This is a genomic window from Kitasatospora atroaurantiaca, from assembly GCF_007828955.1.
In the GTDB taxonomy this organism is placed as follows: domain Bacteria; phylum Actinomycetota; class Actinomycetes; order Streptomycetales; family Streptomycetaceae; genus Kitasatospora; species Kitasatospora atroaurantiaca.
In genome coordinates this window covers 5051742-5075654 of sequence record NZ_VIVR01000001.1, presented here as the reverse complement: position 1 = coordinate 5075654, position 23913 = coordinate 5051742, and the positions used below count along the sequence as shown (strand labels likewise).

The window sequence follows — 23913 nt, the reverse complement described above, 5'->3', positions numbered from 1 at the left end:
TTCAGCTCCTAGGCAGTCGCAGCGGCGGGGGTGCCGAGATCGACGTCACCGGTGATCGAGACGCTCGCGAACAGGCCGGTGACGGCCCAGGCGACGGTCTCCTTGATGACCCGCTCGGCGATCGGGTCGAGGATGCCCTCGAGGCTGGGGATGCCGAAGTCGAAGTCCGCCTCGAAGTGGACGGCCACGTCGTCGCCGTCCTGGCGGAACACCCACTTGCCCTCGAAGCTGTCGAAGTCGCCGTCGGTCTGCTCGAAGCGGACCTCCAGGTCGTTCCTGAGGAAGTGGTCGTCCTCGGTCCAGCGCAGCAGGCCGCTGCGGAAGTGCAGCTCCCAACTGGAACTGCCCACCGGCTCCGGCAGGGTGGAGTGCACCGTGGTGGCCCGCACGTGCGGGGCCAGCTCCGGGTACCGCTCCCACTTCAGGACGTTGTCGAAGACGTCCTCGGCCCGCTCATTGCGCACCACGGCGTCGAGTTCTACGTGCCGCACGTCAGTTACCGCCTTCCGGCATCGTGGCCGAGCCCCGGACCAGATCCAGGGTCGCCTTGTCGAAGGAGTCGAGGAGGAAGTCCACATCGCGGTCGGTGAGGATGGCGGGCGGGGTGAACCGCACCACCGAACTGCCGTTCATCGAGTGGTTGGCGACGACCCCGTGGTTGAACAGCTCGATCAGGAGCTCGCCGGCGAGACCCGCCTCGACCAGCTCCAGACCGATGAGCAGACCCCGGCCGCGGACGTCGACCACCAGCTCGGGGATGTTGCGGTACGCGATCTCGGCGATCGCCGGCAGCAGCCGGGCGCCGAGGTCCATCGCCCGGGTGACCAGGCGCTCCTCCTGGATCGCGCGGACCGCGCCCTGGACGGCCGCCATCAGCAGCGGCTGGCCGGAGAAGGTGGCGGTGTGGATGTACGGGTCCTTGTCGAAGGGACGGAAGGCCTTCCGGGTGGCGATGGCCGCCGAGACCGGGACCACGCCGCCGCCCAGCGCCTTGCCGGCCAGCAGGACGTCGGGGGTGACGCCCTCGGCGTCGGCGCCCCACCACTCGCCGAGCCGGCCCATGCCGGTCTGCACCTCGTCCAGGATCAGGAAGCCGTCGTACTCGCGGACCAGCTCCTCGACCCGCTTGAGGTAGCCCGGGGGCGGAAGGATCACGCCGCCCTCGCCCTGGACCGGCTCGATGATGACGCAGACCTCGCCCGGGTGGGCGGCGAGCTCCTGCTCCAGGGCGTCCGCGTCGCCGAACGGCAGGTGCAGGAAGTCCGGGATGAGCGGCCGGAAGGGGGCCTGGTAGACCTCCTTGGCGGTCGCCGACAGGGCGCCCAGGGTCTTGCCGTGGTAGCCGCCGCGCATCGAGACGGTGCGCTTGCGGCCGTTGGCGCGGGCCAGCTTGAGGCCGGTCTCGACCGCCTCGGCGCCGGAGAGCGCGAAGTGCACCCGGTCGAGGCCGGGCGGCGTGATCGCGGTGAGGGCCTCCGCGGCGCGGGCGACGGTGGGCTCCAGCAGGATGCGGGTGGCCACCGGGTGGGTGTGCAGCTGGCGCTCGACGGCCTCGATCACGATCGGGTGCCGGGCGCCCATGATGAACACGCCGTACCCACCACAGTTGAGGAAGCGCTCCCCGTCGCTCGTGGTCAGCCAGGCGCCGGAGGACTCCACCTCCATGTGGCTGCCGAACAGCTCGGCGAGGGTGGCCCTGCCCTTGCTGAGGTGGGCCCGGTACAGGCCGAGGATCTCCTCCTCGGTGTCGACACCAGCTGCCGGTGCGATCGTCGTGGTCACGGGGTCTGCTCCTCCTTCGGTGGTCGGCCGGCCCGGTCAGGACAGCTCTAGTGGGGCGCCGTTGAAGTAGCGGGCCAGGGGCTCCGCACTGCTGCTCCGGGACGGCGGGTGGAAGGCCAGCGGCCGTACGGCGGTGGCCAGTCGGGCGTGGTCGGAGGACCGGATGAAGTCGAGCCCGCCCAGCAGTTCGAGGGCGAGGTCGGCGGCCCGGTTCATGGCGTCCTGGGCGGCGAAGCGGGCGAGCAGCACCTGGGCCACCGCCTCCTCGCCGTCCAGCCCGTCCCGGACGGCGCGGGCGGCGCCCTCCAGCAGGGCGTACGCGGACTCGCTGAGCACCGCGACCGCGGCGCGCTCCCCGGCGGTACCCCGGCCGCGCTCCAGCACCTGCTCGGTGAGCGCGGCGGCGGCGCCGGTGTAGCCGGCCGAGATCAGCAGCTCGAACCAGACGAAGCCGGCGGTCTGCAGGTCGTCCAGGCGGTGCGGGTCCTCGGCGGAGGTGCGGACGACCAGCTCCTCGGGGACGAACACGTCCTCCAGCCGGACCTCGTCGCTCTCCGCCGCGGCCAGCACGTCGTTGCCCCAGAAGGGGTGCACCGACAGCCCCGGGGAGTCCGCGGCGACCAGTGCGAGGGCGAGCTCCGGGTCGCCGGAGGCGCCGGGCACCGCGATGCTCGCGGTCAGCAGGTCCATCGAACCGGCCAGGCTGCACGGCTTCTTGGAGCCGGCCAGCCGGTAGCCGCCCTCCACCGGGGTGGCGGTGACCGAGGGGGTGAGGATGTTCTGCTGGGTACGGCCCTCGGCCCAGCCGGAGGCCATCAGCCGCTGCTCCGGGACGACGCTGTGCAGCAGCTGCAGCTGCGCCTCGCCGAGCCGGCCGGACTGGGCCGCGAGCGAGTACAGCATCGCGGCGGTGAAGTGGTGCATGGTCACCGCGGCCGCCAGCGAGGGCGACAGCGAGCCCAGCGCCCGCTGGACCCGCACCGCCTCCAGCGGGTCGGCCCCCAGGCCGCCGTACCCGACGGGCACCAGCAGGCCGACCCCGTCGTGCTTGCGGAACAGGTCGATCACGGGGCTGTCCGGCGCCTCGCGTTCGGCGTACGGGATGTCTGCCAGGGCCTTCACAAGCCCCGGGTGGAACCGCTCGCACGTGTCGCGAGCAGTGTCGAGTGAGCGCACGGGAACACCTCCGGTGGTGCGGCGCGGGTCGGCGGCCTCCCGGTCAGGAGCCGAAGACCGCCTCGCGCGGGCTGATGTCGTGGGCGATGCTCACGCCCTGGATGTGCGAGGTCTTGAGCATCGGGTAGTTGGCCTCGCCGTAGACGCCGCCGGTCAGGCCGGTGCCGCCGTGGCTGGGGAGGTACGGCAGGAAGCCGATGTGGGAGTCGTTGATCTTCAGCAGGCCACCGTTGGTGACGCGCTGCACGAAGGCGTTGATGACCCGGGCGGACCGGGCCCACAGGGAGTTCCGCAGGCCGTACTCGTTGCTGTTGACGAAGTCGATGAAGTTCGCCAGCAGTTCGTCGTTCGGGGCGGCCTCGGGGACGACGATCGGCAGCAGCGGGAAGAAGGTCTCGTGCCGGACGACGTCGTACTTGCGCGCCCCGGCCAGGCCGTCGACCCGGACCACGGTCGGCTGCAGGAAGACACCGGTCTCGGACGGCGTGCCGTCCAGCTCGGTGCGCTGGCCACCGGTGATCAGCTCGGCGCCGTTCTCCAGGGCCTGGTTCAGCAGGGTGAAGAACTTCTCGCTGCGGCGCACCGGCGAGAGCAGCACGTCCTCGTCCTCCGGGTACCCGGGGCGGACGGTCTTGACCTGCTCCTTGACCTCGGCGATCAGCTCCTCGGCCACGTTCGGGTGCACCAGCACGTAGTTGGGCACCATGCAGATCTGGCCGGAGCCGTAGAAGGACTCGGTGATCGCCTCGGCGGCGTGCTTGATGTTGGCACCCTCCCAGACGATGATGCCGTCGTTGCCGGCCAGTTCGAGGATGGGCTTCTTGCCGTTGGCGACGCACTGCTCCTGGAAGCGCAGGCCCTCCTGGCTGCCGCCGATGTAGAAGATGTCCTGGATCAGCGGGCTCTCCACCCAGCGGTCCAGGGTCTGCTTGGGGTTGCCGCACACCGCGTTGAGGACGCCGGGCGGGGCGCCGACCTCCTCCAGCAGCGGGGCCACCACGTCCCGGATCACGTACATGGTGCTGAGCGCGATGCTGCGGGGGGCGCGGACCACGACGGAGTTCCCGGCCATCAGGGCGAGCACGGCGAGGGCGGCGCTGGGGGCCGGGGCGTTCTGCGGCGGGTTGAAGGCCACCACTCCGTCCGGCTGGCGGCGCACGATCAGGCGGCGGCCGTTGTGCTCGAACTCGGTGTGCATACGCTCCCGGTACCAGCGCAGGCTCTCCTCGCTGTAGACCTGGAGCAGGCAGCTGAGCTCCCAGCGGGCCAGCTTGACCGGGTGCGCCTCGGCCACCAGCATCTCCAGGAACTCGTCCTGGCGGCGGATCAGCTCCTCACGAAAGAGGGTGCCCAGACGCATCCGCCGCTCCAGCGGAACGGCCGCCCACTCGGGGGCCGCGGCGGCGGCCGCCTCGGAGGCGAGGTCGATCCCGTTGTCGCCGGCGATGGCGCAGCGGCCCACCACGTACGGGTGGTGCTTGGCCTCGGACTCGGGGTCCTGCTCCAGGGCGCGCTTGAGGCTGACGCTGGTGAAGACGTCCTCCAGCAGTGACCGGGCGCTGACGGTGTAGACCCAGCCGTCGCCCTCCACGTCCTTTCCGGCGATGTACAGCTTGTAGCTGCGCAGCGCTTTCTCGCGCCCGGTTTCCCCGGGGTTCGCGGAGGACAAACCCTCCGCCTTTCCTCCAGCAAGTATCATCTGGCCTCTCCGATTCGGGCACGCGGGTTTTCGGTCCGAAGCACCTTGATGCTGGCAGCGGCTTCTGACCCGGCCCTGACCTTCCGCTGACATTTCACGGCGGGCCGGCCTGCGGACAGCGAAAAGCGGCCACGGATCCCGTGACCGCCTGGCGGAACGTTGTGGCGGAGAGGGCAGGATTCGAACCTGCGAAGGCGGGCTGACCACCCGACCAGGGCCGAAGCCCCGGTCCCCGATAAACCGCTCCGGGCACCTCTCCATGCTTCCTTGCTTTCCCGGCCGGTTTTCCCGTGCCGTTCACGTTGACGACTCTGACAGTCCGTTCTGACATCGGACTGACGCGCCGCTGACGCCTCCCAAGGAGTTCCGGCAACCCCTTCCGACGCCGTTTTATGAATGCTCTACTTTCCTCAATCCCACCGGCAATTCAGCAGGAGAAGGCGAGGAGACGACGTGACTACGGCAACGACTGCGGTGAATCCGGTCCTGGATGCCATCCGCACCCACACCCAGGCCGACAACCCGAGTTCCTTCCTGGCACTCAACAGCGGCAACAGCATCTTCACCACCCCCGACACCGAGGGCGTGGTGGTCTACCGCCAGGCCGGCCAGTACCTGGTCCAGTTCGGCGGACCGTTCGCCGCGGCGGACTCGTACGACACCCTGGTGGACCGCTTCGTCGAGCACGCGCAGGAGCGGCGGCTGAAGCTGGTGACCGTCCAGCTGCAGCACAGCGACGCGCTGGCGTACGCGCGCCACGGCTTCACGGTGAACCAGATCGGCGCCTCCTGGGCGGTGAACCTGCCCGAGTTCTCGCTGCGCGGCAGCCGCTTCATGCAGCTGCGCAACAAGATCTCCCGGGCGTTCCGCAACGGCCTGCAGGTCCAGGAGGTCGACGCCGAGCAGTGGTACGGCGCGCTGCACGAGATCGACTCGCAGTGGCTGCCCTCCAAGGGCGAGCACGCCCGCCAGCTGGACTTCCTGGTCGGGCAGTACGGCGGCCCGGCCCAGGAGCACCGCCGGCTGTTCGTCGGCACGATCGACGGCGCCCCGGTCGCGTACATCTCGTACTCCCCGGTGTACGGCAGCCGGGCCGGCTGGATGCACGACCTCAGCCGCCGGGTGCCGGGCGGCTCGCCGGGCCTGATGGAGGCGATCAACTCCACCGCCATCGAGGTCTTCCGCAGCGAGGGCGTGGAGTGGCTGCACTTCGGCTTCACGCCGTTCACCGGCCTGGACGCCGAGCGCGAACTGCCCGGCCACAGCGCGTCCTTCCAGTGGCTCATGCACTTCCTGTGGGAGCACGGCGAGGCCGTCTACCCGGCGCAGACCCAGCTCGCCTACAAGGAGAAGTGGGCGCCGGACCTGCTGCTCCCCGAGTACGTCGCCTTCCACGGGCAGGCCTCACTGGCCTCCTTCGCCCACATCTTCCGTGCCTGCAACGCCTTCTGACGAGGAGTCACAGTCATGACCGAGCAGCAGCCCACCGTCGAGGAGCTCCAGGGATCCCTGGTCGAGTCCTTCATGGCGATCGTCGGCGCACCCGACGACACCGAGATCGCCGACCGCGCCGACGAGATCGTCCGCACCCTGGACGCCAGACTCGCCGCGGCCTGAGCCCGTCGCCTGCGCCGACCCGCCCGGAAGCACCGTCAGCCGAGCATCAGTGCCGTATCAGTGCACTGACCGACGCTTGACCGTGCTTCCGCAGCGCATTCACGCCCAAGGAGTTCACGGTATGCAGTCTCTGAACACCGGCACCACCCGCACCGCCAAACTCGCGTCGGTCGACGCGCCACGCAAGTCCGCCGAGCCCGGCACAGGAGCGTCCGCGACCTTCGCCGAGCTGCTGCAGCGGGTGAAGGCCGAGGGCCTGCTGGACCTGGACCCGCGCTACTACGTCGGCAGGCTGGCCCTCAACACCTCGCTGATCCTGGCCGGTCTGGTCGCGTTCTTCGCGATCGGCGACTCCTGGTTCACGCTGATCGTCGCCGTGTGGATGGGTCTGTGCGGCGGCCAGAGCGCCTTCATGTGGCACGACGCCGGCCACAAGGCGATGTTCCGCAGCAAGAACCTGGCCAACGCGGTCGGTTACTTCCACGCCAACCTCGTCAACGGGGTGAGCTACGGCTGGTGGGTCAACCACCACAACCGGCACCACAGCCACCCGAACCACCTCGACATGGACCCGGACATCGGGCGCCGCACCGCGATCTTCGACCTCAAGCAGTACGCCAGCCGTACCCGCACCCAGAAGTTCGTGGTCCGCTACCAGTCGGTGCTCTTCTTCGTCCTGCTCGTCCTGGAGAACGCCAAGCAGCAGAAGACCGCGGTCAAGGCCATCGCCAAGGGCGAGACCAAGCACCCGGTGCTGGAGTCCGCGATCCTGGTTGCCCGCGCCGCGATCTACCTGGCGGCGGTCTTCACCGTGCTGTCCCCGCTGCTCGCCGTCGCGTTCATCCTGGTCCAGACGGCCGCCCTGGGCATCTACTTCGGCCTGATCTTCGCGCCCAACCACAAGGGCATGGCGATCCGTGACGGCGAGGAGGAGACCCTGGACTGGCTGGAGCGCCAGGTCCTCACCTCCCGGAACATCCGGCCCTCCTGGCTGATGGACTTCCTGTACGGCGGCCTGAACTACCAGGTCGAGCACCACCTCTTCCCGGCGATGCCGCAGAAGAGCCTGCCCCGCGCGCGGGAGCTGACCCGCGAGTACTGCGCCGAGCGCGGTGTCCCGTACGTCGAGATGGGGTTCTGGGCCTCGTACAAGGAGGTCGCCACCTTCCTGCACGACGTCAGCGCGCCCGTCCGCGCCGGCGAAGCCGCCTGATCGATCCGACCGCCCGGGGCGGCCGGTGGTACCCCGCACGTCGGGTACCACCGGCCGCCCCGCTTCATCCGCCGCCTCAAGGAGCGACATGTCCACCGACACCGCAGTACTGACCAGACCGCCGGCCCGGGGTTCGGTCGGGGACCGGCTCGACCGGATGCCGATCACCCCGATGCACCGCAGGCTCACGGCCGTCGTCGGCGTGGGCCTGTTCTTCGACACCTTCGAGAACAACCTCTCCGGCACCATCTCCAAGGTCCTCCAGCACGACTTCGCCCTCACCGGCACCAGCCTCAAGCTGATCCTGGCCTCGGCCTTCCTCGGGCAGTTCCTGGGATCACTGCTGCTGGGCCGGTTCGCCGACCGCTTCGGCCGCCGACGGGCCTTCCTGCTCAACCTCGCCCTCTACTCCGGCTTCTCCCTCGCGGGGGCCTTCTCGCCGAACGCGGCCTGGCTGATCGCCACCCGCTTCCTGGCCGGCATCGGCATCGGCGCCGAACAGGCCCTCTCCGACTGCTACCTGGCGGACGTGCTCCCCAAGTCCAAGCGCGGCCGGTACATCGCCTGGGCGTACACCATCGCCTTCTGCGGCGTCCCCGCGGTGGGCTTCGCCGCACTGTGGCTGGTGCCGCTGACGCCGCTGGGCGTGTCCGGCTGGCGCTGGCTCTTCGTGCTGGGCTCGCTGGGCTCGGCGGTGGTCTGGGTGCTGCGGCGTCAGCTGATCGAGTCGCCGCGCTGGCTCGCCGCCGTCGGCCGGCACGCCGAGGCCGAGCAGCTGGTGGCCAAGCTGGAGGGCACCACCCAGGTCGCGGCCCTGACCCCGGACACCGCCGTCCTGACCCGCCCGAAGGTGCGCGAGGTCTTCCGGGCGCCCTACCGCCGGCGCACCACGATGCTCTGGATCTTCTGCATCCTGTCGGTCGTCGGCTACTACGGCTTCGGCACGATGGCCCCGCAGCTGCTGGCCGCCAAGGGGTACGGCGTGGTCACCGGCCTCGGCTTCAGCGCCCTGTGCTTCCTGGGCTACCCGGTCGGCTCGGCCCTCGCGGTGCCGGTGATGGACCGGATCGAGCGCAAGGTGCTGGTCGCGCTCTCGGCCTCCGCGATGGCGCTGGCCGGCCTGGGCTTCGCGTACGCCGGATCGGCGGCGCTGGTGGTGGTCCTGGGCTTCGGCTACACGCTGGCCAGCAACATCTTCTCCACCGTCTCGCACGTCTACCTCTCCGAGCAGTACCCGACCGCGATCCGGGCGGCCGCCTCGGGGGCGGCGTACTCGCTGTCCAAGCTCAGCGCCGCGGCCCTGCCGTTCGTGCTGATCCCGGTGCTGCAGTCGTACGGCGCGGGGTCGCTCTTCCTGCTGATCGCAGCCGCGATGGCCGTCCTGGCCGTCAACGTCCTGACCCTCGGCCACCGCACCACCGGCACCTCGGTCAACTGACAGCCGGTTGCACCACCCAGGGGCGCGAGGAACTGCGCGAGGCGGGAGACCGCAGACCGTTGCCTTCCGCTGCGCGCAGTTCTCGCCCAGCGTTCGGCCGGGAGGTACCCCCACGCGCCCCTGGGATGCCCAATCCTGATCGGTGCACTGCCGGCGGAGCCCCTCGCTGCACAGCAGAAGGCCCGCGGACGGATCCTTGAGATCCTGCCGCGGGCCTTCTGGCTTCCGGCGTCAGTGGGTCAGCGACCCGGCCGACTCGGTGGCGAGGAAACCCGCCAGCTCCGCCACCGTGGGGTACTCCCAGGCCAGCGTCGGGTCCAGCGAGAAGCCGAAGGCGTCCTCGATGTCGCCGTAGAGGTGAAGGGCCGCGACGGAGTCCAGCCCGTACTCGGTGAACGGCACAGTCGCGTCCAGCTCCTGCACCGGACGGGAGACGTGCACACTCAGCCTCCCGATCAACCAATCACGGATGTCCTGCTCAGAGCTACCCGGTCCTGGTACCGCCATCTGACACTCCTTCAGAGAAAGGTTCCCACTCAGGTCACTGCGGCCAGGGTGCACCCGCAGCCTCAACGGTGGCTGGAGTCATCCTGGAGGCCGTCCGGCTCGGCGGAGTCCCAGCTCCGCGGGGTACGGAAGCCGCTGTCCCGCACCCAGGGCGCCCGCCCGCCGCCCCCGCCCGGCGCCGGCGCGCCGTCCTTCCGCCGCCGCAGGGCGGCCAGCAGCACCGCGCTGACGACCGCGATCTCCCAGTCCCGGGGAGAGCCGGCGGTGAAGACCAGGCCGCTCATACCGGCGGGTTCCCGTGCTTGCGGGCGGGCAGCGACTCCCGCTTGGCCCGGAGCATGGCGAGCGAGCGGATGAGCACCGCACGGGTCTCGGCCGGGTCGATGACGTCGTCCACGAGGCCGCGCTCGGCCGCGTAGTACGGGTGCATCAGCTGCTCCCGGTACTCCTTCACCCGCAGTTGGCGGGTCTCCTCCGGGTCGTCGGAGGCCGCGATCTCCCGGCGGAAGATGACGTTGGCCGCGCCCTCGGCACCCATCACGGCGATCTCGTTGGTGGGCCAGGCGAAGGAGAGGTCGGCGCCGATGGAACGCGAGTCCATGACGATGTAAGCACCGCCGTAGGCCTTGCGCAGGATCAGCTGGATGCGCGGCACGGTGGCGTTGCAGTACGCGTACAGCAGCTTGGCGCCGTGCCGGATGATGCCGCCGTGCTCCTGGTCGACACCGGGCAGGAAGCCGGGCACGTCCACCAGGGTCACCAGCGGGATGTTGAACGCGTCGCAGGTCTGCACGAAGCGCGCGGCCTTCTCCGAGGCCTGGATGTCCAGCACCCCGGCGAACCTGGCCGGCTGGTTGGCGATGACGCCCACCACCTTGCCGTCCAGGCGGGCGAGCGCGCAGAGGACGTTGGTCGCCCAGCTCTCGTGGACCTCCAGGAACTCGCCGTCGTCGACGATCTCCTCGATCACGGCGCGCATGTCGTAGGACCGGCCCGGGTCGGCCGGCACCAGGTCGAGCAGCGCGTCGTTGCGGCGGTCGGCGGGGTCCGCGGCCGGTTCGGCCGGGGGCAGCTCGCGGTTGTTCTGCGGGAGCAGCGAGAGGAGGTAGCGGACCTCCTCCAGGCAGCTCCGCTCGTCGTCGTGCACGAAAGCGGCGACGCCGGAGACGCCAGAGTGGACGTCGGCGCCGCCGAGCCCGTTGTGCGTGATCTTCTCGCCGGTGACGGCCTGGACGACGTCGGGGCCGGTGATGAACATCTGCGAGGTCTCGCGGACCATGAAGATGAAGTCGGTCAGCGCGGGCGAGTACGCGGCGCCGCCGGCGCACGGGCCGAGCATCACGCTGATCTGCGGGATGACGCCCGAGGCCTTGGTGTTGCGCTGGAAGATGCCGCCGTAGCCGGCCAGGGCGGTGACGCCCTCCTGGATGCGGGCGCCGGCGCCGTCGTTCAGCGAGACCAGCGGGGCACCGGCCGCGATGGCCATGTCCATGATCTTGTGGATCTTCTGCGCGTGGGCCTCGCCCAGCGCCCCGCCGAAGATCCGGAAGTCGTGGGCGAAGACGAAGACCGTACGGCCGTGCACGGTGCCCCAGCCGGTCACCACGCCATCGGTGTGGGGGCGCCGGTCCTCCAGACCGAAGCCGGTGGCGCGGTGCCGCCGGAACGGCTCGACCTCGGTGAACGAGCCCTCGTCCAGGAGCAGTTCGATCCGCTCCCGGGCGGTGAGCTTGCCCTTGGCGTGCTGGGCCTCGGTGGCCGCCGGACTGGGGCCCTGGCGGACCCGTTCCCGCAGACTGTGCAACTCCGCGGCGGCCGCGTGGAGATCGGCCCGGGGCACGAGAGCCTGGGGCCGCTCCGCCGGGCGCGGCACCACGGTGGTGGCGACGGATACGTCGGCCAGATCCTGAGTGAGCGTCATGGCGTCCTCTCGGGTCGGTCGGTGCTCGACAGCCGACCGTAGGAACGCCTTCTCGAGGGTCTCTGGAACCGTGGTGGAGCAGGAGCCTCCGGTGTCTCAGCCCACCAGCCGGTCGAGCTCCAGCCGCTCGGCGTCGAGGTCGTGGCTCAACCTCGGGTCGGCGACCAGGATCGACTGGTGCAACTGCTGGATCCGGGGCGAGGGTTCGAGCCCCAGCTCGGCGTCCAGCGTCCCACGCAGACGTCGGTACGTCTCCAGGGCCTGCCAGGCGCGCCCCGCCCGGTACTGGGCGATCATGAACTGGGCGTGCAGCCCCTCGTGCATCGGGTGCCGCGCGGAGAGCACGGTCAGCTCGCTGAGCAGGTCGGTGTGCCGCCCCAGCCGCAGGTCCGCCCCGATCCGGCCCTCCAGGGCGCCGAGCCTGGCCTCCTGCAGCCGCAGGGCCTCGATCTCCAGCACCCGGCCGATCTGCACGTCCACCAGGGCGGGGCCGCGCCACAGCGCCAGGGCCTGCCCGAGCAGCAGGGAGGCGGTCCGGTCGTCCCCGGCGTGCAGCGCGGCACGGCCGAGGCCGGCCTGCCGCTCGAACTCGTGGACGTCGATGTTCCCCGGCTGGACCTCCAGCAGGTACCCGCCGTGATGGGTGGTCAGGATATCCTTGGCGGAACACCCCGGACGGTCGCCGAGCGCCTCGGCGATCCGCCGGCGCAGCTGCAGCACGTACGTCTGCAGCGTGGTGGTGGCACTGCGGGGCGGGTGGTCCCCCCAGAGCTCCTCGATCAGCGTCGGTACGGTCACCACCCGGCCCGCCTGCAGCGCCAGCAGGGCGAGGACCTGGCGGGGCTTCGCTGCGCTGGGTACGACGGATGTCTCCTGTTCATGTGCACTCAGCGAGCCCAGAAGCCCGATCTCCATCAGAACCATCTCCTTACGAGGCGGGAGCCTTCAGAGCCTTGCAGAGCGACCGCCCCCGGGGCAGCGAGGAGATCATGCGATCCGTATGAATATTTCAGTCCGTCAGATTGTGAAATCCTCACGCCCACCCCGTGATCGCTCCACTGTTCGAACTCGCTCCCCCGCACCCAAACTCTTGGACAGCACCACACGCACCGGACAAGCGGATTCTCATTACCAACGGGAGTATCGACGTGATCATCGAGACCACGCACCGCAGACCGCACCGCACGCTTGATGTGGAACGTGACTGGCGCTTTGCCGAACTCGTCGTGCGGACCAGGATCGAGCCCGACCTCGAGGCCCGCTACGCGATCGACCCCACCTCCGTGCTGGCCGAGTTCGGCCTGCACCTCGCCCCCGGCGCGGCGGTCCCCGCCGTACGCCCCCACCAGGAGACCGGTCTGGTCATCGAGCGGCTGGACGAGGCCGCTCTGAGCGGGGTCGCCATGTTCACGTTCTGCTACGACGGCGTCTGACGCCCATGACGGGGGACATCTCAGCACTCGGCCCGCTGCTCGGCTTCAAGAGCCACCTGCGGGCCGAGGTGGTTTCCGGGGATGCCGTCTACCTCCTCTCCGACCGCGGGACGACGGTCCTCGACGGAGCCCATGTGGAGGCCCTGGCCCCGCTGCTCGACGGCACCCGGGACATGTACGCGGTGGTCAGGGAGGCGGACGCGCGGGTGCCGGCCGCCGCCACCGTCCAGGTACTGGCCTCGCTCGCCGAGGCCGGCCTGGTCTCCTACAGCGCCAGGTCGGCCCCGGCCGCCGGGCACGACCGCCCCTCGCTCGCCTTCTGGGAGCTGGCCGGACTACCGGGAGCGGGGGCCGCCGAGCGGCTCTCCGCCGCCCGGGTCCGGCTGGTGACCACCGGCGCGGTGGACGAACAGCAGGCCCGGTCCGAGCTGCGCTCGGCCGGACTCCCGGTGGCGACGGGGGCCTTCGCCGGGGAGTGCACCCTGACGGTCGTCCTGTGCGACGACTATCTCGATCCGCGCCTGGCGGACATCGACGCCGAGCAACGGGCCGCCGGGCTCCCCTGGCTGCTCGCCAAGATCGGCGGCTCCACCCCCTGGATCGGCCCGGTCTTCCAACCCGGCGCCGGGCCCTGCTGGAACTGCCTGGCCCACCGGCTGCGCGTGCACCGGCAGCCGGAGCTGGCGGTCCAGCGCGCCCTGGGACTCGACGCCCCGCTGACCGGCCCGGAGGCCTCCACCGCCCCCGGCCGCAGCGCGGGCCTCCAGCTGACGGTGCTGGAGACCGCCAAGTGGCTCGCCGGCTACCGCTACCAGGGCCAGCAGGCCGTGTACACGCTGGACGCCCTGAGCCTCGAGGGCCGCCACCACCCCGTCCAGCGCCGCCCGCAGTGCCCGGAGTGCGGTGACCCCGGACTCCTCTCGGCCCAGGTACGGCGACCGGTGATCCCGGTCTCCCGGCCCAAGCTCTCGCTGGACGGCAACGGGCACCGCTCGCTGACCCCGCAGCAGGTCATGGACCGCTTCGGGCACCTGGTCAGCCCGGTGACCGGCGTGGTGAAGTCGATCCGCCGCGACCCGCGCGGGCCGGCCTTCCTCAACTGCTACGACTCCGGCCCCAGCGCGGCCGCGGCCAACGCCGGCCCCGCGGCCGTACGGGCCGGACTGCGCAGCCGTAACGGCGGCAAGGGCGCCACCGACCTGGACGCCCGGGTCAGCGCGCTCTGCGAGGCCCTGGAGCGCACCTCCGGGACCTTCCACGGGGACGAACCGCGGCTCCGCGCCAGTCTCCTGGACGCCGGGGCCGATGCGATCCACCCCAACAGCTGCCAGCTCTACGCCGACTTCCAGTACCGCGACCGGGCCCGCTGGAACGCGAGTCACCACGCCTTCCAGGCCGTGTGCGACCCACTGGAGGAGAGCACCCCGATCGACTGGACACCGGTCTGGTCGCTCACCGCAGGGCGCCACCGGCTGCTGCCCACGTCCCTCCTCTACTACAACACCCCCCGGCCGGACGGCCGGTGCTTCGCCCGCGCGGACTCCAACGGGTGCGCCGCCGGGAGCAGCCTGGAGGACGCCATCGTCCAGGGCTTCCTGGAGCTGGTGGAACGGGACGCGGTGGCCCTGTGGTGGTACAACCGCACCCGGCAGCCCGCCGTGGACCTGGCGGCGTTCGACGACCCGTGGGTCGCCGAACTGCGCCGGGGCCACCGGGACCTGGGCCGTGAGACCTGGCTGCTGGACGTCACCTCGGACCTGGGCATCCCGGTCGTCGTGGCACTCTCCCGGCGCACCGACAAGCCGGCCCAGGACATCGTCCTCGGCTTCGGCGCGCACTTCGACCCGGCCGTGGCCGTGCGCCGTGCGCTGGCGGAGGTGAACCAGCTGCTTCCCGCCGCGGTCGCCGTGGGCCCCGACAGCAGCGGGTACGCCGGGCTCGCCCCCGAGCTGCGGGACTGGTGGCAGTCGGCCACCGTCGAGAACCAGCCCTACCTGCTGCCCGATCCGGGGCAGGCCGCGAGGACCGCGGCCGACTTCCCCCGCGTCGTCCGCACCGATCTGCGGGACGACGTGGCGGCCATCACCGACCTGGTCCAGGACCGCGGCATGGAGCTGCTGGTCCTGGACCAGACCAGACCCGACATCGGCCTACCGGTCGTCCGGGTCCTGGTCCCGGGGTTACGGCACTTCTGGGCGCGGTTCGGGCCCGGGCGGCTGTACGACGTGCCGGTACGGCTGGGGCGGCTGACCTCGCCCACCCCGCCCACCGAGCTCAACCCCATCCCTCTCTTCACCTGAAGCCGCGTCGATCCGGAGAACACCGTGCGCACGTCCTCCCGTACCCCAGAGGCGGGATCCCCCCGCCTCGTCCGTCTGTGGTCCCTGCGGGAGGACGTGCTGGTGGAGGCCGCGCCCGAGGGCGGTGGCGTACTGCTGCACGGCCGCTGGGGCACCGAGCGGGTGACGGACGCCGACCCGGTCACCGGCGAGGCGCTGCGGCGGATGTGCCTGGGGCCGGTCTCGCTGGAGAACGTGCTCTCCGAGGCCGAGCGCGGAGCCGCCGAGCGGATCACCGGGCTGCTGGAGCGCTTCCAGCACCTGGTGGTCCGCTCGCTGGCCCTGGAGGGCGGCGAGCACCCGCTGCTGTCGGTCGTCCCGATGTCCCCGCACGCGGCGCTCGATCCGCACGTGCCGGTACCGGACCGGCCGGTCAGGCTCTCCCGGTTCGCCGCGCTGCACAGCGACGGGGACGGATTCACCCTGGAGTCGCCGCTCTCGCTGCACCGCGTCCTGCTGGAGGACAGCGACTCCGTCGCGCTGGTCGGGGCGCTCGGCTGGGCATCCTCCCCCGAGGAGATCGCGGCCGCGTCCGCACTGCCGAGGACGGTGGTCCTCGAGATCATCGCCCTCCTGGTGGCCGCCGACCTCGCCGTGACCGGCGAGACGCCGCTGGCCGACTCGGGACCGGGGTTCGCCGAGGACTCCGACCCCGCGCTGGCCACCTGGTCGCCGGTGGACCTGCTCTTCCACACCCGCAGCACCACCGGCCGGCACGACAACGACTTCGGCGCCACCTACCCCAGCCTGGGCCGGCTGGCCCCGGAGCCCGCCGTCAAGCAGACCCCCGACGGGCCGCGCTTTCCGCTGCCACGGCCGACGCTCCGTCAGGTCCTGGCCACCGACCCGCCGTTCACCGTGGTGCTGGAGAACTGCCGCTCGCGCTGCCGCTTCGACCCGGACGGCACCGCGCTGACCGTCCATCAGCTCGGGGAGCTGCTGTACCGCGCGATGCGTGTACGGTCCATCGGCAGCGTGCCGGTCGGCCCGGTCGAGTACCAGGTCAGCGACCGCCCGTACCCGAGCGTCGGGGGCAGCCACCCGCTGGAGGTCTACCTGACCGTGGACCACTGCACCGGGCTGCCGCGCGGCGCCTACCACTACGACCCCGTCCGGCACAGCCTGACCATGGTCAACAAGGGCGAGGAGGAGCTCGACGAACTCCTCACCGTCGCCCGGACGGCCGCCGGCACGCCGACCGCCTGCCCGGTGCTGATCACCCTGGCCGCCCGGTTCCCGCGTACCGCCTGGAAGTTCAGCGGACTCGGCTACTCGATGGTGCTGCAGGAGGCGGGCACGGCGGTCCAGACGCTCTGCCTGGCCGGCACCGCGATGGGCCTGGCGACCGCGGCGCTCGGCACGGCCGACATCGACGTCGGCGCCAGGGCGGCCGGCACCGACTGGCGGGTCGAGTCAGCGGTGGGGCAGCTGATCGTCGGGCCGCGCGGCAGGCAACTGCCCGGCGGATCCGCCCCCGCTCCGGGGGGTGCCCCGCACTTCAGGTCCCTCGACGACCCGGACTGGGCGGAGGCGTCCGTGGAATGGCCTGTCTGACGCACCGTCTGCGGGTTACTATGCCACCCGGCCGCGGATCCTCGGGAGGTTTCGGGATGGCACGTGGAGCGAGCGCTTCCGAAGAACTGCCCGCACCATCCAGACCGTTACTCACCGAAGAGCCCGAACGCCGGGCCGTCCCACCGGTCGATCTGCCGAGCATCGCGCTGCACGCACCCGCGCCGCGGATCGCCATCGGCATCCTCTACTTCGCCCTGTCCGCGGTCCTGCTGCAGACGACGGTGAACCTGCTCTCGATCGATCCCCGCCCGGCCGTCCTGTTCATCTGCCTGGGCTGCTTCGCCCCGATCTACGTGATGCAGCTGGTGCACTCGCTGCCCCGGGCCAAGGCGCTCCGGGAGCGGTACCGCTACTGGACGCTGCCCGCCCAGGCCGTTCTGACCTACGCGCCGATCCTGGTGCTGGGCCGTAGTTGGGGGGCGGCGGCCGGGTTCCTCGCCGCCTCGATGCTCCTGCTCCTGCCGGGCAGGGCCTCCTGGGCGATGTTCGGCCTGGTGGCCGGCTCCATGGGCGTCCTCGGCATCATCACCGACTCCGGCCTGGTCGGGACCCTCTACATGGTGGTGTCCACCATGATGTCCGGGCTGATGGTCTTCGGCCTCAGCCGGCTCTCCAACCTGGTCACCGAACTGCACCAGGCACGCGGTCAGTTGGCCCGGATAGCCGTCGCACAGGAACGGCTGCGGTTCGCCCGCGACCTGCACGACCTGCTCGGCTACAGCCTCTCCTCGATCACCCTGAAGAGCGAGGTGGCGATCCGGCTGGTCTCCCGCCACCCCGACCGGACCCGCGACGAGTTGGCGTCCATCCTGGACATCTCACGGCAGGCGCTCGCTGACGTCCGGGCGGTGGCCAGCAGCTACCGGGACATGTCGCTGATCAGCGAGGCCGCCTCGGCCGAGGCGATCCTGGCCACGGCCGACATCACCGCGCACGTCAAGGTCGCCTGCGAGCCGCTCGCCGACCCCGCCGACACGGTGCTGGCCACCGTGCTGCGCGAGGGCGTCACGAACATGCTGCGGCACAGCAAGGTCCAGCACTGCCGCATCGAGGCCGACGAACGCGCCGGCGTGGTCACCCTCAGCATCGTCAACGACGGCCTGGGCAGCAATCCCGACGCCACGCCGGAGCCGCGCCGGGGCAGCGGGATCGACAACCTCCGGGCCCGGGTGCAGGCGGTCGGCGGCAGGCTGACCGCCGGGGTCTGCGAGGACGGCCTCTTCCAGCTCGTCGCCGAGGTGCCGCGCAACGGCCGACGCTGAGCGGCTGCGCCGCGGCAGCCAGTTGGACTGTCCAGGGGCGCGTGGGGGCACCTCCCGGCCGAAGGCTGGGGGAGAACTGCGCGAAGCCGGTAGGGCACAGGTCGTTGCCTTCCGATCTCGCGCCGTTCCTCGCGCCCCTGTTGTGGTTGCCCGACTGCCCTTGCCTACTGACGAAGAATCGTCACTGCAGCCAGCCCGCTTCTTCCGCGATCCGGATCGCGTCGACCCGGTTACGCGCGTTGAGCTTGGACACGGCATTGGTCAGGTAGTTGCGGACCGTCCCCACCGAGAGGAAGAGCACCCCGGCGATCTCCGCGGCGTCCGCACCCCGGGCGGCGATCCTGAGTACCTCGACCTCGCGTCTGGTGAGCGGGTTCTCCGCCGAGTCCCAGGCCGCCAGGGCGAGTTGCGGGTCGATCACCCGGTCGCCCGCCGCCACCTTCCGGATCGCCTCGGCCAACTGGTCCGGCGGCGCGTCCTTCAGGATGAACCCCGCCGCGCGGGCTGCCAGGGCGCGGCGCAGCGTACCCGGCCTGCCGAGGCTGGTCAGGATCAGCGTCCGGCAGGTCGGGACGTGCTCGTGCAGCAGTGCGGTGGCGGTCAGGCCGTCGATGCCCGGCAGGTCGATGTCCACCACGGCGACGTCGGGTTTGTGCAGTTGGGCCGCGGGGAGGATCTGGTTGCCGTTCTCGGCTTCCGCCACCACCTCGATGTCCGGTTCCAGTCCGAGCAGCACCACCAGTGCTCCTCTGACCATGTGCATGTCCTCAGCCAGCAGAATCCGGATCACAGGCCCCCCGCCTCGACAACCACCCGCAACAGCCGGGCCGCTCAGTGTGACTGCGCGATTGTAGCCCGATCACGGTCCGTTGACGGGGTTGCTGAGAGCACTCTCAGGAAGCGTCCAGGAGAGCCTGCATCAGGCCGTCGTCGAGCATGGTGTCGGCGGCTATGTCGTGGGTGTCGCCGAAGCCGGCGTCGTACAGGGCGGCGCTCACCGTGAAGCGCCGGTCGACGATCCAGGTGCCGAAGCTCCACTCCGCGCCGGTCCCCGGGGAGCCGTCCGGCCGCAGGACCTTGACCTCCGGTGCTCCGGGCTCGAAGCCGAACTCGGTGAAGCGGAACCGCAGGCCCTGCCCGATCGCCTTGCTGTACGCCTCCTTGAGCGTCCACAGGCGGACCAGGGCGGAGTTCCGTCTGGCCGGGGCCAGCTCCTCCAGGAGCGTGAGCTCGTGCGGGGTGCAGATCTGCCGCTCGGCGCCGGTGCCCAGCAGCACCCGGCTCTCCAGCTCGGCGTCCACGCCGATCCAGCCGCGCCGGGTGAGGCCGACCACCAGCAGGTCGTCGGTGTGGCTGAGGCTGATGTCGACCTGGTCGCAGCCCCGCAGGTAGGGCCGGCCGCCGGGCTTGTAGGCCAGCTCCACCGCCTCCGGGGGAGACTCCAGGGCCGCTCCGGCCGCGTGCTTGAGCAGCAGCCGGGAGGCCAGGAAGCGGGCGGCGATGTCCGGGTGCGTGATGGCCCGGTACCGGTCCCAGTCGCGCCCCAGCACGCCGGCCACCCACGGGCTGTCGGGCCTGGCGGGCCGCCAGTCGTCCAGGCCGGCCACCAGCAGGCTGCTGCCCCGTTCGCACAGCTCCCGGCGTACCGGCTCCCAGGGCCCCTCGGGTCCGCCGACCCACATCGGCTCGCCGACCCAGGAGACCTCCCGGCCGCCCAGCCGTCCCGGCAGGCCCACCGCGGTCACCGGCGGCACGGCGCCGCTCCCCTCAAGCACTGCGGGCATCAGTACGACTCCAGAAGCAGCAGCGAGCCGAGATACTCGGCCAGTGTCCGGACGCTCCTCATGCTGTCCACCATGTCCGGCAGGGACAGCTCGCCGAGCTCCGGAAGACGGCTCTCCAGGCGGTACTTCAGCTGCATCAGCATCACCGAGTCGAAGCCCAGGTCGTCGTGGAAGCGGGTCTCGCCGGTGGGCCGTTCAGCGTCCGTGCCGAGTATCTCGGCGGCCACCTGCGCGACCTCGGACAGCAGCACCGGTTCTGAGCTGGTGACGAGTGTTGCCATGAACGTTCCCTTCTTCTGGCTGCCGCTCAGTGCGCGGCCGGGGTGCGGTACAGGTCGAGGCTGCTGCCGTCGTGGTACCGGGCGAGCAGTTCCTGGAAGACGGGCTCCTCCAGGCCCTTCGGCTGCTGGGGGAGGTTCAGGCCGAGCCGGCGGCCGAGCCGGAAGAGGGCGGCGAGCAGCCACACCGGGTCGGCCAGGAAGTCGTCGGAGCCCCCGGTGCCGTGACGCCAGACGCCCAGGCAGGAAGCGACGGCCAGCATCAGGGTGTAGCGGTCGACCAGGGCGTAGCTGCGCGGGTTGGCCACCGACCGCCCCTGCAGCGACAACGAGCGGCAGGCGTCACGCAGTTCGGCCAGGTGCCCGGTCAGGTCGGAGACCAGGGTGCGGAGCAGCTCGCCGTACTCGCCGGCCGGCCCGTCCGGCCACGGCTCGCCCTCGGCGGCCACCAGTTCGGCGGCCAGCGGGTCGTAGGCCGCGGCGACCGGCCTCAGCCGGTCGTGGTCCAGCGGGGGGAGCCCGTCGCCCGGCCGGAACAGCGTGGCCGCGGGCGCCGGCCCGGCGAACCAGCGGGCGGCGAGCCCCGGCAGCTGCGGGATGATCGTGGACTGGCAGGCGGCGGCGCCCGAGTGGCCGAGGCTGGTCACCGGCAGGTCCCGGACGTGCTTCTGGAAGATCCCGAACTCGCCGTCCCGGAGGTACACGTTGGACCCGAGCAGGACCGACAGGTCGTACGAGGTGTCGGTGAGCACGATCGGCAGCAGGTACTTGGTGGCCGAGGCGTAGACCTGGGTGGCCTCCGGGTACAGGTGCGCGGCGCGGGTGCTGGTCAGGGCCAGGCTGTCGCAGATCAGCAGGTCCAGGAAGGCGCCGACCAGGCTGGCCCTGGCCAGCGGGTTCAGGACGCCGGGGCGGCCGCGGACGCCGCGCTCGACGGCGAACCGGGTGGTGGTGCGCAGCAGGGTGTCGGCGCCGGCCAGCACCATCGAGGGCAGCACGCTGCGGGTGAGCTGGAAGGAGCTCAGCGCCAGCTCCACGCCACCGCCCCAGCGGCCCAGCAGGGCGTCCTCGGGGACGGGGCAGTCGGTCAGGCCGAGCCCGCCCATCCGGCAGCCGCGCAGGCCCAGGGTCTGATGGCGCGGCAGGTCGCGCACCCGCTCGGCGGGCAGCGCCGTACGGTCGAGCAGCAGTGCCGAGTGGCTCTGGCCGCCCTGCGCCTCGCCGGTACGGCAGAACAGCACCAGCCCCTCGGCGCGGTCGGCGTTGGAGATCACCTTCTTCTCGCCGTCGACCAGGAAGCCGCCCTCGTGCCGACGCGCGGTGAACTCGTCCCGCAGGAAGGCGTTTCCATGCGCCAGGTCGCGGTACGCCACCGCGAGCCGGCCGCCGCCGAGCAGCTGCTCGGCCGTGCTCCGCTGCTGTTCCGGCGTCCCGGCCGCCCAGACGGCGGACGCGGCCAGGTAGGAGGTGGCGCCGTAGCCGAAGCCGAGCGAGGGGTCGCGGCGGAAGACCGGCCTGAGCACCCGGGCGAGGACGTCCGCGCGCTCCATCCGGCCGCCCAGCGCGGTCGGTACGAACTCGGCGTTCAGCCCGAACTCGTCGAGCACCCGCTCGGCCTCCGGCAGCACCTCACCGCGTTCGTCGGCCGCGAGCACCGCGGTGTGGCCGAGCGGGTTCGCCTCGTCCCACGGGTCGCCGAGCCGGCGTTCCAGGTCGGCGATCCGCAGCCGGGCGGCCGCCTCCGAGCCGGCGGCCTCCGGCGCCCCTGTGGCGCCGGAGGCCGTGGACGGCAGCGTGTCGGACGGTGTCGTGCTGGTCATCGGCAGGCCCTTCCGTTCCTCAGGAGACCGCGGGGAGGGTGGACCAACCCGGAGGCGAGTCGTGCCGCAGGCCCGCCAGGGAGGGCTCCACGAACTCGTGCAGGGGCTTCAGACGCCCGTCGAGGAACAGGCTGCGCATCGCGGCCCGCTCCAGCTTGCCGCTGGTGGTACGCCGCACGGTGCCGGGCCGGACCAGCAGAACTCCGCCCGCGCGCACCTCGAACTCCTCGGCCACGCACCGCCGGACCGCCGAGGCCAGGGCCGGCAGGTCGAGGTCGTGCCGGCCGACCCGCACCTCCTGCACCACGACCACCCGCTGCTCGCCGCCGGCCTCCTGGCCGACCCCGAACACCGCCCCGGAGGCGAACAGCGCGCTCACCTTCTGCACGGTGCGCTCGATGTCCTGGGGGTACAGGTTCCGGCCGGCCACCACGATGCTGTCCTTGAGGCGGCCGGTGACGAACAGCTCGCCACCGTCCAGGACCCCGAGGTCCCCGGTCCGCAGGTAGCCGTGCTCCTCGCCCAGCGACCCTCGGTTCTCGCCGGCGCCCGGCTGTTTCCAGTACCCCGGCGAGATACTCTCGCCGCGCAGCCAGATCTCGCCGACCTGCCCGTCCGGGAGCAGCTCGTGGGAGTCCGGGTCGACGATCCGCAGCTCCACGTCGTCCGCCTGGCCGCAGCCGACGACGGTGCGGGACGGTACGCCGGGCGACGCCTCGCGGAACCGGTTCCCGGCCAGCGCCTCGGCGTCCACGACCCGCTCGACCGGCGGCCGCGCGGTGCCCGAGGGTCTACCGCCGGTCACGTGCAGGGTGCCCTCGGCCAGGCCGTACGCGGGGACGAAGGCCTCGGGCCGGAAGCCGACCGGGGCGAAGCGCTCGGCGAAGCGCCGCATGGTCTCGGCGCTGACCGGCTCCGCACCGTTGACGGCGGTCTCCCAGTGCGACAGGTCCAGGCCCGCCAGCTGAGCGTCCGTCACCCGGCGTACGCACAGCTCGTACCCGAAGTTGGGGCCGGCGCTCGCGGTGATCCCGTACCGGCTCACCGCCTCCAGCCAGCGGACCGGCCGCCGCACGAAGGCGTAGGAGGGCAGCAGCACACCGGTGCCGCCCAGCCAGAGCGGGTGGAGCAACTGCCCGACCAGGCCCATGTCGTGGTGGTACGGCAGCCAGCCGCCGATCCTGGTGTCGGCGCCGGTGCGCATCGACCGCCAAATGGCCCGCTGGTTGGCCAGCAGCATCCGGTGGGTCACCATCACGCCCTTGGGGGCACTGGTGGAGCCGGAGGTGTACTGCAGCAGTGCCAGGTCGTCCTCGGTGAGCTCGGGCCGCTGCCAGTCGCCGGCCTCGGGCAGCTCGGCGGCGTCGACCGCGAGGCACGGGATGTCCTGGTAGCCGCCGGCCGCCAGCAGCTGGGAGACCACGAGGGCGTCCGACCGGCCGGTGAGGACCAGCGCGACACCGGCGTCCTTCACCGTGCCGAGCACCCGGTCGGCGTGGTGCAGGCCGTGCGGGGGTGCCACCGGCACCGCGACGGCGCCCGCGTACAGGCAGGCCAGGAAGCTGACGGCGAAGCTCCGCCCGTCGGACTGGGCGATCAGCACCCGCTCGCGCCGCAGGCCCCGCTCGATGAGCCAGGCGGCGAGCCTGCGGACCTCGTGGTCCAGCTCGCGGTAGGTGAGGTGCTGCGCGTCAAGGCTGTCCGGAGCGGCGTGCAGGAAGAGGTAAGCGTCCCGGTCCGGCCGCTCCGCCGCCCTCCCGAGCACCACATCGGTGAAGGTCCCCCGTTGAGACATGGCTCTCCCACCTCTATTCCCCCGTGTTCGTGGGCTCAGGATGGGGCCGGGCTCTCGAATCCCTCTCGAACACCGCTCGGAGCGGGAGAAACGACGGGACGGCCCGGATAATCACAGGCCGTGGCGCGGATTCATGCACAGACCGAAGGTGAACTAGGTTACAAACCTTCTAATCCAATTTGCTCACATACTGAGACCATGCGATAGTCGAACGAGTCCGGGCGCGCTGCGCCGGGCGCGATCCACGGCCCACCCCGACCCGGTTCGGCCGTCA

21 protein-coding genes and 1 tRNA gene are annotated in these 23913 nt (G+C 71.5%); 8 read left to right on the top strand and 14 right to left on the bottom strand.

Going from position 1 to position 23913, the window contains the following annotated elements:
- Positions 1 to 8: 8 nt before the first annotated feature.
- The 5 genes from FB465_RS23160 to FB465_RS23140 all read right to left on the bottom strand — a co-directional run bounded on the left by FB465_RS23160 (position 9) and on the right by FB465_RS23140 (position 4916).
- Positions 9 to 491 (bottom strand): type II toxin-antitoxin system RatA family toxin, encoded by a 483-nt coding sequence (locus FB465_RS23160; RefSeq protein WP_145793428.1) that lies wholly within the window; start codon positions 489 to 491, stop codon positions 9 to 11.
- 1 nt (position 492) lies between these two features.
- Complete coding sequence (locus tag FB465_RS23155; protein ID WP_246192791.1) at positions 493 to 1782, bottom strand: aspartate aminotransferase family protein; 1290 nt, start codon at positions 1780 to 1782, stop codon at positions 493 to 495.
- 36 nt (positions 1783 to 1818) lie between these two features.
- Positions 1819 to 2958 carry an acyl-CoA dehydrogenase family protein gene (locus FB465_RS23150; protein ID WP_145793426.1) on the bottom strand — a complete coding sequence of 380 codons (1140 nt, stop codon included), beginning with the start codon at positions 2956 to 2958 and terminating at the stop codon, positions 1819 to 1821.
- A gap of 43 nt (positions 2959 to 3001) precedes the next feature.
- Positions 3002 to 4627 (bottom strand): aldehyde dehydrogenase family protein, encoded by a 1626-nt coding sequence (locus tag FB465_RS23145; RefSeq protein WP_246192790.1) that lies wholly within the window; start codon positions 4625 to 4627, stop codon positions 3002 to 3004.
- A 192-nt stretch (positions 4628 to 4819) separates the two neighbouring features.
- Positions 4820 to 4916 (bottom strand) — tRNA-Arg (locus tag FB465_RS23140).
- 194 nt (positions 4917 to 5110) lie between these two features.
- Here FB465_RS23140 and FB465_RS23135 point away from each other — a divergent pair.
- The 4 genes from FB465_RS23135 to FB465_RS23125 all read left to right on the top strand — a co-directional run bounded on the left by FB465_RS23135 (position 5111) and on the right by FB465_RS23125 (position 8925).
- Positions 5111 to 6109 carry a bifunctional lysylphosphatidylglycerol flippase/synthetase MprF gene (locus FB465_RS23135; protein ID WP_145793419.1) on the top strand — a complete coding sequence of 333 codons (999 nt, stop codon included), beginning with the start codon at positions 5111 to 5113 and terminating at the stop codon, positions 6107 to 6109.
- Between the two features lie 15 nt (positions 6110 to 6124).
- The gene (locus FB465_RS35945; protein WP_170290670.1) at positions 6125 to 6274 is read left to right on the top strand and encodes a hypothetical protein; all 150 of its coding nucleotides are present in this window, start codon (positions 6125 to 6127) and stop codon (positions 6272 to 6274) included.
- 121 nt (positions 6275 to 6395) lie between these two features.
- Entirely contained in the window at positions 6396 to 7487 is a 1092-nt protein-coding gene (locus FB465_RS23130; protein ID WP_145793417.1) for a fatty acid desaturase family protein, read from the top strand.
- Positions 7488 to 7575: 88 nt separating this feature from the next.
- Positions 7576 to 8925 (top strand): MFS transporter, encoded by a 1350-nt coding sequence (locus FB465_RS23125; protein ID WP_145793415.1) that lies wholly within the window; start codon positions 7576 to 7578, stop codon positions 8923 to 8925.
- Positions 8926 to 9156: 231 nt separating this feature from the next.
- Here the strand turns inward: FB465_RS23125 and FB465_RS23120 are convergent, their stop codons facing one another.
- The 4 genes from FB465_RS23120 to FB465_RS23105 form a co-directional block, all read right to left on the bottom strand.
- Positions 9157 to 9366: an acyl carrier protein gene (locus FB465_RS23120; RefSeq protein WP_246192789.1), complete on the bottom strand. Its 210-nt coding sequence runs from the start codon at positions 9364 to 9366 to the stop codon at positions 9157 to 9159.
- A 128-nt stretch (positions 9367 to 9494) separates the two neighbouring features.
- Positions 9495 to 9716, bottom strand: coding sequence for a hypothetical protein (locus tag FB465_RS23115; protein ID WP_145793411.1), 222 nt, complete (start codon positions 9714 to 9716; stop codon positions 9495 to 9497).
- Positions 9713 to 11353: an acyl-CoA carboxylase subunit beta gene (locus FB465_RS23110; protein ID WP_145793409.1), complete on the bottom strand. Its 1641-nt coding sequence runs from the start codon at positions 11351 to 11353 to the stop codon at positions 9713 to 9715. Before FB465_RS23110 ends, FB465_RS23115 begins: the two co-directional genes overlap by 4 nt.
- A gap of 96 nt (positions 11354 to 11449) precedes the next feature.
- Positions 11450 to 12268, bottom strand: coding sequence for an AfsR/SARP family transcriptional regulator (locus FB465_RS23105; protein WP_145793407.1), 819 nt, complete (start codon positions 12266 to 12268; stop codon positions 11450 to 11452).
- A gap of 233 nt (positions 12269 to 12501) precedes the next feature.
- Between FB465_RS23105 and FB465_RS23100 the strand changes: the two genes are divergently transcribed.
- Genes FB465_RS23100 through FB465_RS23085 form a run of 4 tightly spaced genes read left to right on the top strand, consistent with a single transcriptional unit; the run spans position 12502 to position 17962 of the window.
- Entirely contained in the window at positions 12502 to 12786 is a 285-nt protein-coding gene (locus tag FB465_RS23100; RefSeq protein WP_145793405.1) for a hypothetical protein, read from the top strand.
- Between the two features lie 5 nt (positions 12787 to 12791).
- Positions 12792 to 15086: a TOMM precursor leader peptide-binding protein gene (locus FB465_RS23095; RefSeq protein ID WP_145793403.1), complete on the top strand. Its 2295-nt coding sequence runs from the start codon at positions 12792 to 12794 to the stop codon at positions 15084 to 15086.
- A gap of 24 nt (positions 15087 to 15110) precedes the next feature.
- The gene (locus FB465_RS23090; protein ID WP_145793401.1) at positions 15111 to 16679 is read left to right on the top strand and encodes a SagB family peptide dehydrogenase; all 1569 of its coding nucleotides are present in this window, start codon (positions 15111 to 15113) and stop codon (positions 16677 to 16679) included.
- Positions 16680 to 16735: 56 nt separating this feature from the next.
- Positions 16736 to 17962: a histidine kinase gene (locus FB465_RS23085; protein WP_170290669.1), complete on the top strand. Its 1227-nt coding sequence runs from the start codon at positions 16736 to 16738 to the stop codon at positions 17960 to 17962.
- A gap of 181 nt (positions 17963 to 18143) precedes the next feature.
- Here the strand turns inward: FB465_RS23085 and FB465_RS23080 are convergent, their stop codons facing one another.
- From FB465_RS23080 to FB465_RS23060, 5 genes are all read right to left on the bottom strand, one after another.
- Positions 18144 to 18752 carry a response regulator transcription factor gene (locus FB465_RS23080; RefSeq protein WP_145793398.1) on the bottom strand — a complete coding sequence of 203 codons (609 nt, stop codon included), beginning with the start codon at positions 18750 to 18752 and terminating at the stop codon, positions 18144 to 18146.
- Between the two features lie 103 nt (positions 18753 to 18855).
- Entirely contained in the window at positions 18856 to 19746 is an 891-nt protein-coding gene (locus FB465_RS23075; protein ID WP_342791829.1) for a 4'-phosphopantetheinyl transferase family protein, read from the bottom strand.
- Complete coding sequence (locus tag FB465_RS23070; protein ID WP_145793396.1) at positions 19746 to 20027, bottom strand: acyl carrier protein; 282 nt, start codon at positions 20025 to 20027, stop codon at positions 19746 to 19748. Before FB465_RS23070 ends, FB465_RS23075 begins: the two co-directional genes overlap by 1 nt.
- 26 nt (positions 20028 to 20053) lie before the next feature.
- Positions 20054 to 21844, bottom strand: a complete 1791-nt coding sequence (locus FB465_RS23065; RefSeq protein ID WP_145793394.1) for an acyl-CoA dehydrogenase family protein — start codon at positions 21842 to 21844, stop codon at positions 20054 to 20056.
- Positions 21845 to 21863: 19 nt separating this feature from the next.
- On the bottom strand, positions 21864 to 23639 hold the full coding sequence (locus tag FB465_RS23060; RefSeq protein WP_145793392.1) for a fatty acyl-AMP ligase: 1776 nt from the start codon (positions 23637 to 23639) through the stop codon (positions 21864 to 21866).
- Positions 23640 to 23913 lie beyond the last annotated feature (274 nt).

Bases quoted from the DNA above. Each gene is read 5' to 3' on its own strand.
- FB465_RS23060 (WP_145793392.1), bottom strand. From the start codon at position 23,639: ATGTCTCAACGGGGGACCTTCACCGATGTGGTGCTCGGGAGGGCGGCG.
- FB465_RS23130 (WP_145793417.1), top strand. From the start codon at position 6,396: ATGCAGTCTCTGAACACCGGCACCACCCGCACCGCCAAACTCGCGTCG.
- FB465_RS23065 (WP_145793394.1), bottom strand. From the start codon at position 21,844: ATGACCAGCACGACACCGTCCGACACGCTGCCGTCCACGGCCTCCGGC.
- FB465_RS23115 (WP_145793411.1), bottom strand. From the start codon at position 9,716: ATGAGCGGCCTGGTCTTCACCGCCGGCTCTCCCCGGGACTGGGAGATC.
- FB465_RS23075 (WP_342791829.1), bottom strand. From the start codon at position 19,746: ATGCCCGCAGTGCTTGAGGGGAGCGGCGCCGTGCCGCCGGTGACCGCG.
- FB465_RS35945 (WP_170290670.1), top strand. From the start codon at position 6,125: ATGACCGAGCAGCAGCCCACCGTCGAGGAGCTCCAGGGATCCCTGGTC.
- FB465_RS23105 (WP_145793407.1), bottom strand. From the start codon at position 12,268: ATGGAGATCGGGCTTCTGGGCTCGCTGAGTGCACATGAACAGGAGACA.
- FB465_RS23125 (WP_145793415.1), top strand. From the start codon at position 7,576: ATGTCCACCGACACCGCAGTACTGACCAGACCGCCGGCCCGGGGTTCG.
- FB465_RS23095 (WP_145793403.1), top strand. From the start codon at position 12,792: ATGACGGGGGACATCTCAGCACTCGGCCCGCTGCTCGGCTTCAAGAGC.
- FB465_RS23085 (WP_170290669.1), top strand. From the start codon at position 16,736: ATGGCACGTGGAGCGAGCGCTTCCGAAGAACTGCCCGCACCATCCAGA.
- FB465_RS23070 (WP_145793396.1), bottom strand. From the start codon at position 20,027: ATGGCAACACTCGTCACCAGCTCAGAACCGGTGCTGCTGTCCGAGGTC.
- FB465_RS23110 (WP_145793409.1), bottom strand. From the start codon at position 11,353: ATGACGCTCACTCAGGATCTGGCCGACGTATCCGTCGCCACCACCGTG.